The organism is Sciscionella sediminilitoris, from assembly GCF_000737195.2.
GTDB classification, from domain to species: domain Bacteria; phylum Actinomycetota; class Actinomycetes; order Mycobacteriales; family Pseudonocardiaceae; genus Sciscionella; species Sciscionella sediminilitoris.
The window spans coordinates 93866-110398 of the sequence record NZ_JALM01000035.1; the positions used below are offsets into that span (position 1 = coordinate 93866).

Consider the following 16533-nt stretch of genomic DNA (forward strand, 5'->3'; position numbering starts at 1 on the left):
GTCGACTTTCGATTATGCAAAGCAAACGCCGTTGAGTGGAGCGGTCGGCATTGGTTGCGAATCTTTACTCGGCGCTGTGCAGCCGGTCAGGTGGAATTTTCCGGCCTGCAGCAAATAGGTCAATTGGTATCTCGGCGCAGTGGCGTGAGTCGGATCGAAGGTGCTTTCGACCATGGTCACGTCCGGGATCCCGTCCCCGACGAGATCGGAGATCGAATAGGACGAGGTGCTGTGCAGCACGGAATCGGTCACCGTGATCGAACCGTCGGTATTGCTCACCCGTAACGCCAGCACGGTCTCGCTGTACGTGCCGTACTGTCCGGCGATCACGCAGGTGGCCCGCGCGCCCTCACGTACGCACTGGGAACCGTCGAGATGCTCGATCCCGTTCGGCCGCAGCCTGTCGAGCTGCATCGAGGAGACGAGACGGTCGTCGTGCCGGGTGGCGATGAACCCCTCCGAGGCCGGGCCCGCTGGCGTGTGCAGGCCCTCCAGGGTGTAGCCGTTGCCGATGTCGTAATCGAATGCCTTGCTGCAGGAGTCACCGCAACCGGGGACGTCGGCCCCGTCCTTCGGTGCTCCCGCGGCCGCCGCCGAGCCCGTGGCCAGTCCGGCCGCGAGAACCCCCGCCCCGACGGCAGCGATCATTCTTTTTCTTGTTCTGCGCATTTTCGTACCCCTCCAGGAGCCGTTCGGTCCGATCATTCCGATAGACGCGAGGCTCTCGGGAAAGTTGCGCTATTTTCGGGGCAACCTTTGCGGTCGCTGGTGCGTGTAACTTATTCTGCCGGTTTTTCGAGCTCCAGCAGCATGCGATAGTTGCCGAGCGTATTCGGCTTGACATAGGGAAGATCGAGGAATTCGGCGACCCCTTCATCGGCCGAATGGCGCATCTGCTCGTACACCTCGTGGGTCACCGGGGAACCCTGGATCTCGGTGAACCCGTGCCCGGTGAAGAACCGCTTCTCGAAGGTGAGTGCGAAAACCCGGGCGAGGCCGAGCTCCCGGGCGTTGTCGATGAGCTGGGTGATCAGCGCGTGCCCGACGCCGGTTCCGCGCACCTTCGGGGTGACCGCGATGGTGCGGATCTCGGCGAGGTCCTCCCAGAGCACGTGCAGCGCACCGCAACCGACGAGTTCCCCGCCCTGGTCGGCAACCCAGAACTCCTGCACATCCTCGTACAGTGTGACCAGTTCCTTGACCAGCAGCACCCGGCCCGCGTACTCGTCGACCAGTGACTTGATCGACCGCACATCGCCGATCCTCGCTCTCCGGATGATCACGGCTTCGCCCACGGAAGCGAACCTATCGCGCGGCCCGGCGCCCGGGTGATGCGCGCCGGTAATGCCCGCGCTCACCTCGATGCCGGGCGGTTACCCTGGTAGTCGTGCCTACTCCCGAACCAACTGCCGAATCGCGCCGGGTCGCGCTGCTCACTCTCGGCTGCGCGCGTAATGAGGTCGACTCCGAGGAACTCGCCGGTCGGCTCACCGATTCCGGCTGGCAGCTGACCGAGGCCGAGGACGGCGCGGATGTCGTGCTCGTGAACACCTGCGGGTTCGTGGAGTCGGCGAAGAAGGATTCGGTGGACACGGTGCTCGCGGCCGCCGAGACCGGTGCCAAGGTGGTCGCGGTCGGCTGCCTCGCCGAGCGTTACGGAGACCAGCTCGCGGAGAGTCTTCCCGAGGCGGACGCCGTGCTCGGCTTCGACCACTACGGCCAGCTCTCCACCCGGCTGGACGAGGTGCTCGCGGGCAAGCGGATCACCCCGCACACCCCGGCGGACCGGCGCACGCTGCTGCCCATCACCCCGGTGGAACGCCAGGAGGCGGCTAGGGAGGTCGCCGTCCCCGGCTGGGGGCCGCGCACCCTGCGCACCCGGCTGGACGACTCACCGGTGGCCGCGCTGAAGATCGCCTCGGGCTGTGACCGCCGCTGCTCCTTCTGCGCGATCCCCTCGTTCCGCGGTTCCTTCGTCTCCCGCGAGCCCGAGGACGTGCTGGGCGAGGCGATGTGGCTGGCCCAGCACGGGGCCCGGGAGCTGTACCTGGTCAGCGAGAACTCCACCTCCTACGGCAAGGATCTGCCGCGCGCCAGCGGGGGGACCCGCGCGCTCGAGCTGCTGTTGCCCAAGCTCGCCGCCATCGAGGGGATCGGCCGGGTGCGGGTGTCCTATCTGCAGCCCGCGGAGACCCGGCCGGACCTGCTGCGGGTGATCGCCGAGACCGAAGGGGTCGCCGACTACTTCGACCTGTCCTTCCAGCACGCGAGCGCGCGGGTGCTGCGCAGCATGCGGCGCTTCGGCGGACGGGAATCGTTCGTGAAGCTGTGCGAGCAGATCCGGGAGTACGCGCCGCGCGCCGGGATCCGCACCAACGTGATCGTCGGGTTCCCCGGCGAGACCGAGGAGGACGTGGCCGAGCTGGAGGCGTTCCTGACCGAGGGGCGCCTGGACGCGGTCGGCGTGTTCGGTTACTCGGACGAGGACGGGACCGAGGCCGCCGGCTTCTCCGGGAAACTGGACGCCGCCGAGATCAGGGCCCGCGTCGAGCACATCGGCTCGCTCGCCGAGGAACTCACCGCGCAGCGCGCCGAGGACCGGATCGGGGAGCGGGTACGGGTGCTCGTGGAGAACACCGGGGAACGCCTCGGCCGCGCGGCGCACCAGGCCCCGGACGTGGACGGGGAATGTCACATCACCGGGTCCGCGGAACTGGCCCGTGGCGAGTTCCTGGACTGCGTGGTGACCGGAACGGACGGTGTCGACCTGATCGTCGAGGCCTGCGATGGCTGAACCCTCGAGCGGTGCTGGCACGAACGCCCCGGTTCCGGTGCTGAACCTGGCGAACGTGCTCACCGTCTCGCGGCTGGTGCTCGTCCCGGTATTCCTCGTGGTGTTCTTCGTGAACGGCGGGCACGACACGGCATGGCGGATCGTGGCCAGTGGAGTGTTCGCGCTCGCCGCGATCACCGACCACGTGGACGGCAACATCGCCCGCAGCAGGGGATTGGTCACCGATTTCGGCAAGATCGCGGACCCGATCGCGGACAAGGCGCTGATCGGGGCCGCGCTGATCGGCCTGTGCCTGCTCGCCGAACTGCCCTGGTGGGTACTGATCGTCATCGGGGTGCGGGAACTGGGCGTGACCCTGCTGCGGTTCTGGGTGATCCGCTACGGCGTGATCCCGGCCAGCCGGGGTGGCAAGGCCAAGACCCTGTGCCAGATCATCGCCATCGGCCTCTACCTGCTGCCGCTGCCTGCCGTGATCGACCCGGTGCGCATGGTCGTGATGGGGATCGCACTCGTGCTCACCGTGGCTACCGGGGTGGACTACGTGGTGCAGGCGCTGCGGCTGCGCGCGGCGGGGAAACGAGCGGTGGAATGAACCGGCATGAGTGACGTGCTGCACGGGCTCGGACTCACCGAGCGGGAGGTAGCGCGGGTGCTGGACGCGTTCGCCACCCGTGACCTGACCGTGGCCACCGCCGAATCGCTCACCTCCGGCCTCGTCTGCGCGGCGCTGACCTGTGTCCCGGGGGCGAGTGCCGTGGTCCGTGGCGGGCTCGTGGTGTACGCGACCGAGCTCAAGTCCACGCTGACCGGGGTGGACGCGGAGCTGCTCGCCGAGCGCGGGGCCGTGGACCCCGAGGTGGCCGAACAGCTCGCGACCGGTGCCGCGCGCCGCTGCGGGGCGGACTACGGGGTCGGGCTGACCGGGGTCGCCGGGCCGAGCTGGCAGGACGGGGTCGCCCCGGGGACCGTGCACATCGCGATCGCCGGTCCGCATGGTTGTCACCAGGGAACGCACACCTTTCCCGGTGGGCGGGAAGAGGTCCGGGCCGCCGCTGTACGCGCCGCGATCCGGCGTTTGGGCGGTATCCTGGACGTGGTGACCGAGGGAACAACCGAGGCCGGTTGAGTCGTTCGCTTCTGGCGGAAGGCGCGGACGGTGTTGGTAAGCCACTGTGTTTTCTCGGTAACGTGGTGCCAGCGATGGGCATCGGCGCCGCGGGGCACCGGATGCACATCATCCAAGGAAGGGAGGCACGCCATGACCATTCTGCTGCGTGAGGCGATCGGTGATCGCCTGCGCCATGCGCGTACCAGCAGAAGCCGCACGTTGCGCGATGTCTCCCGGGAGGCGCGCGTGAGCCTCGGTTACCTCTCCGAGGTCGAGCGGGGCCGCAAGGAGGCCTCGAGCGAGCTGCTCGCCTCCATCTGCGAGGCACTCGAACTGCCGCTGTCCGAGCTGCTGCACAACGTGGCCAGCGACGTGGACGCGCTGGCCGGCGTGGACAGCCCGCGTGAGCCGGTGCCCGCCGAAGCGGACGCGGCTCCCGCGCTCGAGGGCCGGATGGAGAAGGGGGTCGGCTCCGGTATCGAGGGCGGCACCCTCACCCCGGCCATGTCCGGGGACTTCGCGGACCTGCGCTTTTCCGGCCAGCTCGGTACCCAGCTGCCGACCACGGCGATCGAGGGCGGCTACTCGTCCCGGGTGCGCTCGGGTGTTTTCGTCGCCGCCTGAGCGCGGCTGATCAGCCATGCCTGTCGCCCTGACCGTGGTCATCGTGGTTCTCGGGCTGCTCGCGATCGCCGGTCTCTCGGCGTTCATCGTGCGCATGCTGCGTTCCCGCCCCGATCAGGTCGGCGAGGCCGCGGTGCGCCACCGCGCGCCCATCGGCAGTACCGCCCAGGTCTGGGAGGAACGCGCCGAGCGGGCGGTACGTGAGCTGTCCACGCGTGCCGCCGAACTGCCCGCGCTGCTCGCCGATGCGCAGGTGGTGCTGGACACGGTGCACGCCGATGCGGCCACGGTCGCCGAACTCAACGCGAGCATGGCCGAGGAACAACCCAACCGGCTGCGCGCCCAGTACGAGCGGCTCGCCGACCGGGAACGCCGGATGCCGGGTGCGCAGGCCGAGGCGGCGACCGGGGCGGCCCGGCGCAGGCTCGGCGCGGTGCAGGCGCGCATCGCGGAGCGGGACCGGTTGCTCGAGGCGATGGAGCCGGCCGTGCTCGAGCTCGAGGCCACCGTTGCCGAACTGGGCGGACTCCAGGCGAACGGGGTGAATCCGATCGGGGCCGACGGAACGGCCGTGGCCACGCTGCGCGCTCATGTGACCGCGATCCGCGGTGCGTATGCCGAGGTGAACCGGCTGAATCCGGGGCCGGGTGAACCGATCAGGGCGGCGGAGGAGCGCGCCACGGGGGATACTGGACCTGTCGCCGGTCAGGGATGACCCCGGGCACGGTAGGGTTCGCCCTGAATTCGGCGGGGTTCGGTGGCCATGGCGCACCGTAACCTGAGACGATGGAACCAGCACAGCAGACGGGTCGTTGCCTGTTCAGGTACGGGCGACGGGTGCACGCGAGCGGATGGGCACCGTCGCGGACACGAGACAGTAGAGGCGGGTAGAGCAGATGGCCAACCCTTTCGTCAAGGCGTGGAGGTACTTCCTCGCCGCGTTCGGCGCGAAGATTGACGAGGTCGCCGACCCGAACGTGCAGTTGCAGCAGGCCATCGAGGAGGCGCAGAAGCAGCACCAGGCGCTCTCCCAGCAGGCGGCCTCGGTGATCGGCAACCAGCGACAGCTGGAGATGAAGCTCAACCGCCAGCTGGGTGAGGTGGAGAAGCTCCAGGCCTCGGCGCGCCAGGCGGTCGTGCTCGCCGAGGAGCACCGGGCCAAGGGTGACGAGGAGAAGGCGGCCCAGTTCGACCAGGCCGCCGAGGGCTTCGCGAACCAGCTGGTCACCGCCGAGCAGGGGATCGAGGAGCTCAAGTCCCTGCACGACCAGGCCATTCAGGCCGCCGAGCAGGCGAAGAAGGCCGTCGAGCAGAACTCCTACAACCTGCAGCAGAAGCTTGCCGAGCGGAACAAGCTGAAGTCGCAGATCGAGCAGGCGAAGATGCAGGAGCAGGTCGCCGCCTCGATGAGCCAGATGTCCGAGCTGGCCGCGCCGGGCAACACGCCCTCGCTCGAAGAGGTCCGGGACAAGATCGAGAAGCGCTACGCCACCGCGGTCGGCCAGGCGGATCTGGCCAAGAACACCGTGCAGGGCCGCATGATGGAGGTCGAGGCGGCCACCAACAAGATGGCGGGCAGCTCACGGCTCGAGCAGATCCGTGCCTCGGTCAAGGGCGGTCCGGTGGCCGGGCAGGTCACCAGCGGTGAGTCCGGCGCGAACAAGGCGGCGGCCCCCTCGGCGGACATCCAGGCCGAGATCGCCAAGCGGGTGCAGCAGACGAACAACGAAGCCGACAAGGCATAGCGACCCGTCATGGGCTCGGCCAGAAACCCCTTTGGTGAGCTCGTCAGTCAGGTCGTCGGCGATCAGGTTCGGGCCAGTCCCGTCGTGGACGAGGTCCGGCGCCGGTTCAACGCGTGGCGGGACCCCCGGGCCAAGGCCCTGCGGGCCCGTAAGCGTGCGGTGCGGGCCACGACCACCTGGGGCGGCCTCACCGCCGTGTCCGGGGGTGGTGCCGCGCTCGAGTTCGCCTATGTCAACGACGGCGCCTTCGCATACGGTCTCGCCGGATTCGGTGCGCTGACCCTGATCGCAACGCTGTCCTCCGGGATGCGCACCCGGCGGCTGTACAAGGTCCCGCTTCCCGAGCCCGCGCGGGAACGGCAGGCGCTGCCGCCGAACTCCTCGCGCGCCCATGAGCCCATGCGCAGGTTGGACGCCGCCGAGCAGACCCTGCACGAGCTGCTCGGCGAGCTGCGCACCCCGAGCGGCGCTGTCCCGGTCGTCCCGGGCGGCTCACTCGACTCGGCGGCGGGCGCGGCCGCCACCGCCGCGGAGAACCTGCGCGGGCTCGCCGCCCGGCTGCAGGCGATCGAACGGAGCAGGGCGGCCACCGCACCCGCGGACCGGGCGGCCCTGGACGAACCGATCGAGACCCTGGCCGGGCAGCTGCACGAAGGCGTGGACGAGTACGGAAAGCTGGTCGCGGCCGCCGCCCGGACCGTCGCGGCGAGTGCCACTCGGCCGAGCTCCACCGCGGTGACCGAGGCGACCGATGAACTTTCCGGCCTGGCGAGTGCCTTGCAGGAACTTTCACGGCATTTCCCGCGCTGAGGTGAAATTCCAACTATCCGGGGAATAGGCGCCCCTCCCGATTGATTTGTTATCATTCCGTTAGTCCGTCCGGTCGGGGAGTTTGACTAACCTCCCCGGATCGGGCGATGTCGGGGACTGCGGAGGAGGGACGCGTGGCACTGTGGCCGGTGCACAGCGATCGCGAGCTGTCCCCAGCCGCGCCCGTGCTCGGCCCGCGTGAACGCATTTCCCGCCCGCTCGCCTGCGCCCTCGGTCTGCAGCACGTGGCCGCGATCTCGTTCGCCGGGCTGCTCGTGCCGAAACTGACCGGGATGCCGATCTCCACCACGCTGCTGTTCTCCGGGATCGGCACGCTGTTGTTCCTGGTACTCGCGGGCAATCAGGTGCCCGGCTATCTCGGGCCTTCCTACGCCTTCCTCGGCCCGCTCGCCGCCTCCGCCCAGGACGGGGTCGCCGCGCAGCTCGGCGGCGTGCTCGCGGCGGGGCTGCTGCTCACCGCGCTCGGGATCGCGGTCAAGGCACTGGGTATCCGGTTCCTGGAGAGCCTGCTCCCGCCGGTGGTCACCGGTGCGATCGTGCTGCTCGTCGGGATGAGCGTCACCCCGGTCTCGGTGGTGTTCGTGATCGGCCAGCCGGTGCTGACGGCGATCACGGTGCTGGCGATCCTGCTGGTGATGCTGCTCGGCAGGGGAGTGGTGCGGCGGTTCGCGGTACTGATCGGGCTGCTGATCTCCTGGCTGGCCGCGCTGCCCCTCGGGGGTCTCTCCGCGGAGGCGACCGCCGCTGTCTCCGAGGCGCCCTGGTTCGGTCTCCCGGTCTTCAACACCCCGGTCGTGCACCCGAACGTCGTGGTCGCCGCGATCCCCGCCGTGGTGGTGCTCGCCGCGGAATACGTCGCGCACATCAAGGCCGTCTCCGCGGTCACCGGGCGCAACCTGGACGGGCGCGTGGGGGACGCGGTCATCGCGGGCGGGCTGACCAGTGTCGTCGCCGGGCTCTCCGGCGGTGCCCCGGTCACGAACTCGCTCGGGAACCTCGGTGTGCTCGCGGCGAGCAAGGTGTACGCGACCGCCCCGTGCGCGATCGGCGGGGTGGTGGTCGCCGCGCTCGCGTTCTGCCCGAAGTTCACCGCGGCACTGGCCTCGGTGCCCTACGGGGTCGTCGCGGGTGCCTCGATCGTGGTCGCGGGCATGATCGTGCGGATCGCGCTGCGCATCTGGCGGATGTCCGGAGTGGTGCTCGCGGCTCCGGTGACCCTGGTGCTGTTGATCATCGCCGTGGTCGGCGGGTCCAGCGTGCTTCCGCTGGTGTTCGGTGACCTGCGCATCAACGGCCCGGTGTGGGGCGCGGTGGCGATCCTCGCGGGTTACCCCGTGCTGGACGGGGTACGCCGGGCAGTCGCCCGGGTGCGTACCCGGGCCGCGGCGCGCACCAATGCCGGACCCCGGTAGATCAGCCCGGTGTAGAGCTGGACCAGGCTCGCGCCCGCGTCGAGCATCCGCCGCGCCGACTGTGCGTCCATGATCCCGCCGCAGCCGATGATCGGCAGCCGTCCGCCGGTGCGCTCGGCGATGAACCGCACCAGCTCCAGCGAGCGATCCCGCAGCGGTGCCCCGGAAAGCCCGCCCTGCTCGGCGGCGAGCTGTTGTTCGGCGGCCACGATCCCGTCCCTGGCGAGCGTGGTGTTCGTGGCGATCACCCCGTCCACCTCGCGCGCGGCGAGCACCTCGAGCAGTTCGTCCAGCGCCTGCTCGGACAGGTCCGGGGCGATCTTGACCAGCAGCGGTTTACGGGCACCCAGCCGGTCCAGTTCGGCCCGCAGCGCCGCGAGCAGCCCGTCGAGCGCGGCCGCGTCCTGCAGCCCGCGCAGTCCCGGGGTGTTCGGCGAGGAGACGTTGATCGCGAAGTAGTCGCCGTAGCGGTACAGGGCGCGCAGCGAGCAGGTGTAGTCCTCGACCGCCTCCTCGACCGGGGTTCGCTTCGACTTGCCGATGCTGATGCCGAGCGGGTAGCCGAGCGGTCCGAGTCGGCACAGGCGCGCGGCCAGTGCCGTGGCACCGGCGTTGTTGAAGCCCATCCGGTTGATGATCGCCTCGCTCTCCGGGAGCCGGAACAACCGCGGCCGGTCATTGCCCGGCTGCGGATGCCAGGTCACCGTGCCCGCCTCGACGAAGCCGAAACCGAGCGCGGGCCACGCGGGAAGGGCACGCCCGTCCTTGTCCATCCCCGCCGCGAGCCCCACCCGGTTCGGGAACCGCAGGCCGAACACCTCGACCGGTTCCCCGCCACCGAAGATCCGGGCCCCGGCGCGCACCGCACCAGGAGCGGAACCGAGCGCGGCGATCGCGCGCAGGGTGTACTCGTGGGCGTGTTCGGCGTCGCCGCCGCCGATTCGGAACAGGGTCGCGCGCAGCAGGGAGCGGTACAGGTTCACGGCCCCGATTATCGCCGACCGGAAAACTGGCCGCGCACCTGCCGCAGCAGCTGGTCGAACAGCTCAGCGGTCTCCTTCGCGCCCTTGCCGCGCAGCGCGTGGATCGGCCGGCAGGCACCCTGGGCCTGCTGAATGGCGGTGCGTTCGGGAAAGCTCGTGTCCAGCAGCAGATCGCCGAACACCTCGCGCAGTTCGGTGATCCGGAACTGGTGCTCGACCGAGCGCGGCTTGACCCGGTTGGGCAGGATGCTGATCGGGCGCGGCTTGCGGTACCGCTGCGCCTGCTCGTGCACGGCGGCCACGGCCCGGCGCATTCCGGAGACGGCGAACATCGTCGGCTCGGTGATCAGCAGCGCCCCGTCCGCGGCGAACAGCGCGGAGCGGGTGAGCTGGCCGAGCGAGGGCGGGCAGTCCACCAGCACGAGGCCGTACTCCCGTCCCGCCGCGGGCAGCCTGCCCAGCACCCGCTCCAGGCGGCCCACCCGATAGGAGCGCGGATCGGGATGGTTGTGCGATTCGGTCTCCTCGGCACCGACGAGCACATCCAGGTGTTCGCTCCACGGGCTTGCGGCGATGGCGGACAACAGGGTGCTCGAGCGCGGGTCGCCGAGTACGGTCGCGATGCTCGCCTCGGTCTCGCCGGGATCGAGTGCCGTGGTCGCGTTGCACTGCGGGTCGAGATCGGCCACGAGGGTGGGAACACCGGCGTGCGCGGCGGCCGAGGCGAGTCCGAGAGTCACCGTCGTTTTGCCCACGCCACCTTTGAGCGAGGCGATCGCGAGGGTTGGCACGCGGGCACCATACACTCACGGTCATGCGAGCCGATGCCGTGCGACGCGCGTTGCGTACCGAGCTGGAAGCCGCACGGGCACGGGGAGCCGAGCCGGTGCGGGTTGTCGATGTCGGCGGGGGAACCGGAGGCTGGGCGGTACCGCTCGCCGAGTTCGGCGCCGCGGTCACCGTGATCGATCCCAGCCCGGACGCGCTGGCGAATCTGCGCCGCAGGGCGGTGGACGCGGACGTCGCCGAACTGATCACCGCCGTGCAGGGGGACACCGAGGCGCTCGCTGACTGCGTGCCATCCGGCGGGGCGGACCTGGTGCTGGGGCACGGCATCCTCGAGGTGGTCGACGACGTCGGTGCCGCTCTCGCCGCGTTGCGGGCCGTCACCGCCCCCGGCGGGGCGATCTCGCTGCTGGTGGCCAACAAGTACGCGACCCTGCTGCGCATGGTGCTCGCCGGGCGGGTGATCGAGGCACACCGGCTGCTCGACGATCCCGACGGCGCACCGGCCGGGGACATCCTCGCGCGCCGGTTCGACGTGGATTCCCTGCGCACGGCTCTGGAGGAGGCCGGGCTCGAGGTGAGTTCGCTGCACGGCTACGGCGTGCTCGCGGATCTCGTCCCCGGTGCCACCGCGGAGGATCCCGGTGTCGCCGAGGCGCTGGCCCAGCTGGAGCTGGCCGCGGCGGGCACCTCACCGCTGCGCGAGATGGCCGCCCAGCTGCACGCGCTCGTCCGGCCCCGCTGAGATGGGCACCCTGCGCGGCGCGGCAGGAGAGTTCGCGACCGGTCTCACCGAACCGGCCGATGGTGTGTACGCCTGGCTGCAGCCCAACGGATCCTGGGGTGAGACGAACGCGGGCGCGGTGCGCGGGGACGGCGCGGCACTGGTCGTGGACACGCTCTGGGACCTGGCCCAGGCGCGGCGCTTCCTCGGTGCGCTGACCGGGGAACTCGACGGCACCCCGATCACCGCCGCGGTGAACACGCACGAGGACGGCGACCACTGGTGGGGGAACGCCGCGCTTCCCGGGTCGGCCGCGGTGTACGCCACCGAGGCGGCGATCGAGGCGATGGCCGGAGACGACCCGGCGCGCATGGCCCGCATGGACCGGCTCGCCGAACTCGGCGCGCGGCTGCCCGGAGCCGCCGGCCGGCTCGGCGGTTACGTGCACGGGATGCTCGGCCCGTTCGAGCACGGCGCGGTGCGCACCCGGCTTCCGGACCACCCGTTCACCGGAGCGCTCGAGCTCTCGGTCGGCGGGCGGCCGGTGCGGTTCGTCGACCTCGGTCCCGCGCACACCCGCTCCGATGTCGTGGTGCACGTGCCCGATGCGGAGCTGGTGTTCTGCGGTGACCTGCTGTTCATCGGGGTGGCCCCGGTGTGCTGGCACGGGCCGGTCACCGGATGGATCTCCGCGCTGGACCGGTTGCTCGAACTGGGGGCGCGCACGTACGTGCCGGGACACGGGCCACCCTGCGGGCCCGGGCGGGTGCGGGAACTGCGGGACTACTTCTGCTGGCTCGTGGAAGCGGGCGGGCGCGCCTTCGCGGCGGGTGCCGATGTGCGCACCGCGGCCCGGCGGCTGCTCGACGACCGGGGTAACGCGGCCTTCGCGCACTGGCACGATCAGGAGCGGCTGGCGATCACCCTGGAGACGGTGCGCCGCGACTATCTCGGCCTCGGACCGCCGTCCAGGGAACCGGCCGCGCTGGCCCGGCTGCTCGGCACCTGCGCGGCGCTGCGCTGAGACTGTCGGGGTCTGGCCTTAAGCTGGCCACATGGGTCGGAGTGGGCAGCTGCCGCGCGGGTCGAGCGCGTACCGGGTGACACCGGATCGTCCGTGGCCTTCCGACGAGGGCTGCCCGATCCTGCACGTGGACATGGACGCCTTCTTCGCCTCGGTCTCCACCCGGGAACGCCCCGACCTGGCGGGCAAACCGGTCGTGGTGGCCGGCGGCGGGGCCCGCGGGGTGGTGTCCTCGGCGAACTACATCGCCCGCGAATACGGGGTGCGCTCGGCGATGCCCGCCTCCCGGGCACGCACCCTGTGCCCGCGCGCGGTGTTCCTCGAACCCGAGTTCGAGCAGTACGCGGCGGTGTCCCGGGATGTGATGGCACTGTTCCGGGAACTGACTCCGCTGGTCGAACCGGTCAGCCTGGACGAGGCCTTCCTGGACGTGTCCGGAGCGCTGCGGCGGCTGCGCAGCACCCCGGCCCAGCTCGGCGAGCAGCTGCGTGCCCGGGTCTTCGCCGCGCACGGGGTGAGCTGCTCGGTCGGGGTCGGGCCGAGCAAGTTCATCGCGAAGCTCTCCTCCGGGCTGGCCAAACCGGACGGCATGGTCGTGGTCCCGCGCGGGGAGGTGCTGGAGTTCCTGCATCCGCTCCCGGTCTCCGCGCTGTGGGGTGTCGGTGAGGTCACCGAGCGTAAGCTGCATTCCTACGGGATGGAGACCGTGGGTGATATCGCCGACATTCCGCTCGCCCGGCTGCGCAAACTGGTCGGCAACGCGGCGGCCGAACACCTGCACACCCTGGCCAGCGGGGTGGACGAGCGCCGGGTGACCCCGCACAACGAGGAGAAGTCGCTCGGCGCGGAGACCACCTTCGAGTACGACTACGAGGACCCGGATGTGTTGCGCCGGGAACTGCTGCGGCTCTCCGGGCGGGTGGCCGCGAGCCTGCGTCGCAAAGGACTGCGGGCCCGCACGATCTCGATCAAGGTGCGCTATTCCGACTTCCGCACGATCACCAGGGCATACACCATGCACGCGGCGACCGACTCCTCCCGCGAGGTGTACCGGCACGCCGAACGGCTGCTGAGCACCGCGGTCGCCCCGGGGCCGATCCGGCTGCTCGGGGTGCGTACCGAGGGCCTCGGGGAGACCGAGCACGAGCCGACACAGCTGGAGTTCGCCGCGGAGACCGAGGACAGCTGGCGGGAGGCCGAGGTGGCCGCGGACAAGGCCAACGAACGGTTCGGTGGCGCGGTGGTGCGCCCCGCCTCGTTACTCTCCGGAGGGGCCCGGCGGGGGAACAACCGGCACGACTCGCGATGAGTTGCGGGGATCGGGTAGTCCGCCCGGGCCGAGACTCGTAGACTGGTGGTAACAGCCGTGAAGGTCACCCGCCGGGAGCATGGGCCCGGCGACGTGGAGCAGTGCCGGAGGAGGAGTCGTGCCACTCTCCGAGCATGAGCAGCAGCAGCTCGACCAGATCGAGCGAGCGCTCTACACCGAGGACCCGAAGTTCGCGTCGAACGTACGGGGGGCGAAGCTCAGTAAACCGTCGCGAAGTCGGCGACTACAGGGCGGAGTGCTCGCCGTCGTCGGTCTCGGACTGCTGCTCGGTGGGCTCGTCATTCCGCTGCGAGTCGCCGAGATCCCGATCGTGAGTGTGGTCGGATTCGTCGTGATGTTCGTCGGCGTCGTGCTGACGATCACCGCGTTGCGTGCCGGTTCCCAGGACGAGGCGGAATCGGCGAAGGGCGGCGCCACCAAGGGCCGCGCCAAGAGCCCACTCGCCAAGCGGATGGAGGACCGGCTGCGCAAGCGGTTCGACGACCGCTGACCCGACTGCCCGCCGGTCAGCCCGCCGAGGCGGTGCCCTGATCCGGCGTCGCGCGGTTCGATCCGGCCCGGTCCGGGCCCGTGGGAACCGGGCGCCGTAGCACCGAACGCGGCCAGAACCGATCCCGTGGCCGGAGCGGATGAGCGAGCGCGAGGGCTCCCAGAACCTCCCGGACCGCCTGCTCCAGTCCGGGATCGGGCCTGGTGCTCGCGGAGGCGGGGGCATACCAGCTGCGTTCGAGTTCGGTCACGATCAACCGCAGTTTCTGCTTCGCGGCCTCGTCCAGCTCGTGGGTATCGGCGATCCGTGCGGCGATGGCACGGACCGAGCGGTTCTCGGGAAGCTTCACCTCGCGGTCGGCCGAGGCGTCCAGTACCTCCTGCCATCCCGCGGCCGCGGCATCCGGCGCGCCCGAGCCCGCGATCCGCAGCCGTCGCCGCATCCGCTGTCTGCGCAGCATCGCCGGTGCCGCGAACACGAGCCCGAGCAGCGCGAGGAGCACCAGCCACCAGGACACGAAGCTCAGCGCGAGCAGCGCGGCCAGGGCCCAGGCCACCGCCGCGCCCGCGGTGAGCACCCGGATCAGTGATTCAGCGCGCATGCCTGCCCCCGTTCGTCCTGCGCCGCCTGGCGAGCAGCCGCACCGCTCCGGTCAGCCCGCCGGCCAGGACGAGCAGGGCGAGCAGCACCCACAGGGCACCACTGGGCGCGCTGAGGGTGAACGCCTTGGCCAGTGGCGGCCACCAGTCGTCGTCCTCCGCGGGCGGCAGCACCGGGCTCATGGAGAGCTGGTCCCTGGACGGTGCGGGCGGGCCGGGGGAGACCGAGGGCACCTCCGAGGACGGGGCAGGCCCCGCGCTGTTGTCGGGTGCCGCCACGCTCTGCGCGCGCTGCAGATAGGGCGGGGTGACCCCGCGCCCGTCGGCGAGCGGGGTCGGGTCGAAGGTCATCCAGCCGTAGCCGGGGAAGTACACCTCCACCCAGGCGTGCGCGTCCTGGGTGGTGACCGAGCGGTAGTCCTTTTCCTTGGTGCCCGGGGTGAACCCGACCGCGACCCGGGCCGGGATGTGCTGGCTGCGCACCAGCACCGCCATGGCCGAGGCGAACTGCTCGCAGAAGCCCTGCTTGCCGTGGAAGAGGAAGTCCGCGAGCGGATCACCGAGCTTCTGCGGCCTGGTGCGCAGCGAGTAGCTGAAATTGCCCGGTGCGACGAAGTACGACCAGATCGCGCGCACCTTGTCGAAGGTGCTGCCCTTGCCCGCGGTGAGCCGGTCCCCGAGCCGGAGGACCTCGGAATCCACGGCAGGCAGCTGGGTGTACTCCTCGGAATTGGGCAGGCCCTCGGTCCCGGCCGGTGCGGTGCGCAGTTCGGAGGACGAGGGCACGGCGAAGCTGGCCTGCTCGGTGTAGTCGGTGGGTTCGGTCGGACTGCGGGCGAACGCGGCGCTCATCGTCGGATCCCATCGCCAGATCCGCGGATCGAGCCCGCTGACCTGGCCGGGAACCCCGTACAACGGCAGCCAGTTGTCCCGCCAGTTGACCGGCTGAATGTCGATGTTCGCGGTGCGCGGGGCGGGTACCGAACCGGGTGGCCGCTGCAGCTCGCCGCGCAGCTGCTGGCCGCTGCCGATCGTGCCGACCTGCCAGCCCGAGCGCGGATCGAACTTGGACAGCGTCACCGCGCGCAGGTACCCGGCGTCCGCCTGATCCCCGCGCACCCGGAACAACTCGACCGTGTCATCGGGATTGTCCAGCTCGCCGCGCAGTTTGGTGAACGGGTTGAGCCCCCAGGATCCGTTCACGGTGCGACGCCCCTCCTGTTCGCCGGGGAAGGTGCCGGAGGTGCCGATCACGGTCACCGTCGCCCCGGCGAACAGCGCCAAGGCCAGCGCGACACCGGTGACCGCCACCATCGGTGTCGTCACCCGCAGACCGGTTCCGGTCAGCCCGACCTCACCGCGCCACTCGCGCTGTCTGCGGGCCCGGTCCACCGCGAGCAACAGCGCGAAGGCCACCCCGCCGAGCAGGAACCCCCACCAGGGGAGCAGGTCATCGGCGAGCGAGGCGGGCACCGCGTACACGCCGAGCAGCAGCAACCCGGCCACCGCGGGCATCCGGATGTCGACCACGAGCAGGTCGACGAGCACCGCGATGATGCCGATGGACAGCACAATCAGGCACTGCATGGCCGCGGTGGCCGGAACCGGGGGGCGGCCGGTGCGGATCTCCTCCACCGCCGTGCTCAGCAGCGTGCCCAGATCGCCGAGCGCGCTCGGTCCGGGAAGCACGCCGAGCACGGCGTTGGCACTGAACAGCGAGGCACAGCAGCACAGCAGCACGAACAGCTGCACGAGCACCACGACCGGCGGACCGTACGCGGTGCGCAGCCGCGGCACGAAAGTGCGCAGCAGGATGCCCGCCCCGACGATCACGACCACCGCGCCGAACAGCGATTCGAACCACGCCCCGCCGGCGATCAGCTCGGCCATCGCGGTCGACACGGCGAGAACCGCGATCCCGCCCGCCGCGGGCAGCAGCACCCCCGGCCGGTTTCCGGTACGCGCGCTCATCGCACTCGCTCCCCGGGGGAGCTCGGCGCTTCGCGCGGGCGCGGTGTCCTCGGTTCGCTCGCAAGCTCGTTCACGTGCACTCGCTCCCTGGGGGAGCTGGGTGCTTCGCGCG

18 protein-coding genes are annotated in these 16533 nt (G+C 70.6%); 12 read left to right on the forward strand and 6 right to left on the reverse strand.

Features of this window, described 5'->3' with window-relative positions:
• Positions 1-12: 12 nt before the first annotated feature.
• Positions 13-705, reverse strand: coding sequence for a hypothetical protein (locus AD72_RS16255; protein ID WP_156365227.1), 693 nt, complete (start codon positions 703-705; stop codon positions 13-15).
• Positions 706-779: 74 nt separating this feature from the next.
• Positions 780-1280, reverse strand: coding sequence for an amino-acid N-acetyltransferase (locus AD72_RS16260; protein WP_156365229.1), 501 nt, complete (start codon positions 1278-1280; stop codon positions 780-782).
• 107 nt (positions 1281-1387) lie between these two features.
• Between AD72_RS16260 and rimO the strand changes: the two genes are divergently transcribed.
• The 8 genes from rimO (at position 1388) to AD72_RS16300 (ending at position 8514) form a co-directional block, all read left to right on the forward strand.
• Positions 1388-2794, forward strand: coding sequence for a 30S ribosomal protein S12 methylthiotransferase RimO (gene rimO / locus AD72_RS16265; protein ID WP_031467367.1), 1407 nt, complete (start codon positions 1388-1390; stop codon positions 2792-2794).
• Positions 2787-3386: a CDP-diacylglycerol--glycerol-3-phosphate 3-phosphatidyltransferase gene (pgsA, locus tag AD72_RS16270; protein WP_031467368.1), complete on the forward strand. Its 600-nt coding sequence runs from the start codon at positions 2787-2789 to the stop codon at positions 3384-3386. The genes rimO and pgsA overlap by 8 nt, the downstream gene beginning before the upstream one ends.
• Positions 3387-3392: 6 nt before the next feature.
• On the forward strand, positions 3393-3920 hold the full coding sequence (locus tag AD72_RS16275; RefSeq protein WP_037346079.1) for a CinA family protein: 528 nt from the start codon (positions 3393-3395) through the stop codon (positions 3918-3920).
• A 132-nt stretch (positions 3921-4052) separates the two neighbouring features.
• The gene (locus AD72_RS16280) at positions 4053-4526 is read left to right on the forward strand and encodes a helix-turn-helix domain-containing protein (protein WP_031467370.1); all 474 of its coding nucleotides are present in this window, start codon (positions 4053-4055) and stop codon (positions 4524-4526) included.
• Positions 4527-4542: 16 nt separating this feature from the next.
• Entirely contained in the window at positions 4543-5241 is a 699-nt protein-coding gene (locus tag AD72_RS16285) for a hypothetical protein (RefSeq protein ID WP_031467371.1), read from the forward strand.
• Positions 5242-5422: 181 nt separating this feature from the next.
• Entirely contained in the window at positions 5423-6271 is an 849-nt protein-coding gene (locus tag AD72_RS16290) for a PspA/IM30 family protein (RefSeq protein ID WP_031467372.1), read from the forward strand.
• 9 nt (positions 6272-6280) lie between these two features.
• A complete protein-coding gene (pspM, locus tag AD72_RS16295; RefSeq protein WP_051898677.1) occupies positions 6281-7081 on the forward strand; it encodes a phage shock envelope stress response protein PspM in 801 nt (266 codons plus the stop codon).
• Between the two features lie 134 nt (positions 7082-7215).
• A complete protein-coding gene (locus AD72_RS16300; RefSeq protein WP_031467374.1) occupies positions 7216-8514 on the forward strand; it encodes a uracil-xanthine permease family protein in 1299 nt (432 codons plus the stop codon).
• On the opposite strand, the gene AD72_RS16305 is transcribed toward AD72_RS16300, so the two are convergent.
• Together AD72_RS16305 and AD72_RS16310 are read right to left on the reverse strand one after the other, a co-directional pair.
• Positions 8430-9497, reverse strand: coding sequence for a quinone-dependent dihydroorotate dehydrogenase (locus AD72_RS16305; protein ID WP_031467375.1), 1068 nt, complete (start codon positions 9495-9497; stop codon positions 8430-8432). The two genes, AD72_RS16300 and AD72_RS16305, sit on opposite strands and share 85 nt — an antisense overlap.
• Before the next feature lie 8 nt (positions 9498-9505).
• Complete coding sequence (locus tag AD72_RS16310) at positions 9506-10288, reverse strand: ParA family protein (protein ID WP_031467376.1); 783 nt, start codon at positions 10286-10288, stop codon at positions 9506-9508.
• Between the two features lie 23 nt (positions 10289-10311).
• Here AD72_RS16310 and AD72_RS16315 point away from each other — a divergent pair, with 23 nt between their 5' ends.
• From AD72_RS16315 to AD72_RS16330, 4 genes are all read left to right on the forward strand, one after another.
• Positions 10312-11028 (forward strand): class I SAM-dependent methyltransferase, encoded by a 717-nt coding sequence (locus AD72_RS16315; RefSeq protein ID WP_031467377.1) that lies wholly within the window; start codon positions 10312-10314, stop codon positions 11026-11028.
• A gap of 1 nt (position 11029) precedes the next feature.
• Entirely contained in the window at positions 11030-12031 is a 1002-nt protein-coding gene (locus AD72_RS16320) for an MBL fold metallo-hydrolase (protein ID WP_051898678.1), read from the forward strand.
• A gap of 31 nt (positions 12032-12062) precedes the next feature.
• Positions 12063-13340: a DNA polymerase IV gene (locus AD72_RS16325; protein ID WP_051898679.1), complete on the forward strand. Its 1278-nt coding sequence runs from the start codon at positions 12063-12065 to the stop codon at positions 13338-13340.
• Between the two features lie 118 nt (positions 13341-13458).
• Complete coding sequence (locus tag AD72_RS16330; protein WP_031467380.1) at positions 13459-13851, forward strand: DUF3040 domain-containing protein; 393 nt, start codon at positions 13459-13461, stop codon at positions 13849-13851.
• Positions 13852-13867: 16 nt separating this feature from the next.
• Here the strand turns inward: AD72_RS16330 and AD72_RS16335 are convergent, their stop codons facing one another.
• Positions 13868-14452 carry a hypothetical protein gene (locus AD72_RS16335; protein ID WP_037346082.1) on the reverse strand — a complete coding sequence of 195 codons (585 nt, stop codon included), beginning with the start codon at positions 14450-14452 and terminating at the stop codon, positions 13868-13870.
• Entirely contained in the window at positions 14442-16421 is a 1980-nt protein-coding gene (locus AD72_RS16340; protein WP_051898680.1) for a transglutaminase TgpA family protein, read from the reverse strand. The genes AD72_RS16335 and AD72_RS16340 overlap by 11 nt, the downstream gene beginning before the upstream one ends.
• Positions 16422-16533: the final 112 nt, after the last annotated feature.

Coding starts and splice junctions, on each gene's coding strand:
- AD72_RS16340 (WP_051898680.1), bottom strand. CDS start 16,421: ATGAGCGCGCGTACCGGAAACCGGCCGGGGGTGCTGCTGCCCGCGGCG.
- AD72_RS16285 (WP_031467371.1), top strand. CDS start 4,543: ATGCCTGTCGCCCTGACCGTGGTCATCGTGGTTCTCGGGCTGCTCGCG.
- pspM (WP_051898677.1), top strand. CDS start 6,281: ATGGGCTCGGCCAGAAACCCCTTTGGTGAGCTCGTCAGTCAGGTCGTC.
- AD72_RS16320 (WP_051898678.1), top strand. CDS start 11,030: ATGGGCACCCTGCGCGGCGCGGCAGGAGAGTTCGCGACCGGTCTCACC.
- AD72_RS16280 (WP_031467370.1), top strand. CDS start 4,053: ATGACCATTCTGCTGCGTGAGGCGATCGGTGATCGCCTGCGCCATGCG.
- pgsA (WP_031467368.1), top strand. CDS start 2,787: ATGGCTGAACCCTCGAGCGGTGCTGGCACGAACGCCCCGGTTCCGGTG.
- AD72_RS16290 (WP_031467372.1), top strand. CDS start 5,423: ATGGCCAACCCTTTCGTCAAGGCGTGGAGGTACTTCCTCGCCGCGTTC.
- AD72_RS16325 (WP_051898679.1), top strand. CDS start 12,063: ATGGGTCGGAGTGGGCAGCTGCCGCGCGGGTCGAGCGCGTACCGGGTG.
- AD72_RS16255 (WP_156365227.1), bottom strand. CDS start 705: ATGATCGGACCGAACGGCTCCTGGAGGGGTACGAAAATGCGCAGAACA.
- AD72_RS16315 (WP_031467377.1), top strand. CDS start 10,312: ATGCGAGCCGATGCCGTGCGACGCGCGTTGCGTACCGAGCTGGAAGCC.
- AD72_RS16275 (WP_037346079.1), top strand. CDS start 3,393: ATGAGTGACGTGCTGCACGGGCTCGGACTCACCGAGCGGGAGGTAGCG.
- AD72_RS16335 (WP_037346082.1), bottom strand. CDS start 14,452: ATGCGCGCTGAATCACTGATCCGGGTGCTCACCGCGGGCGCGGCGGTG.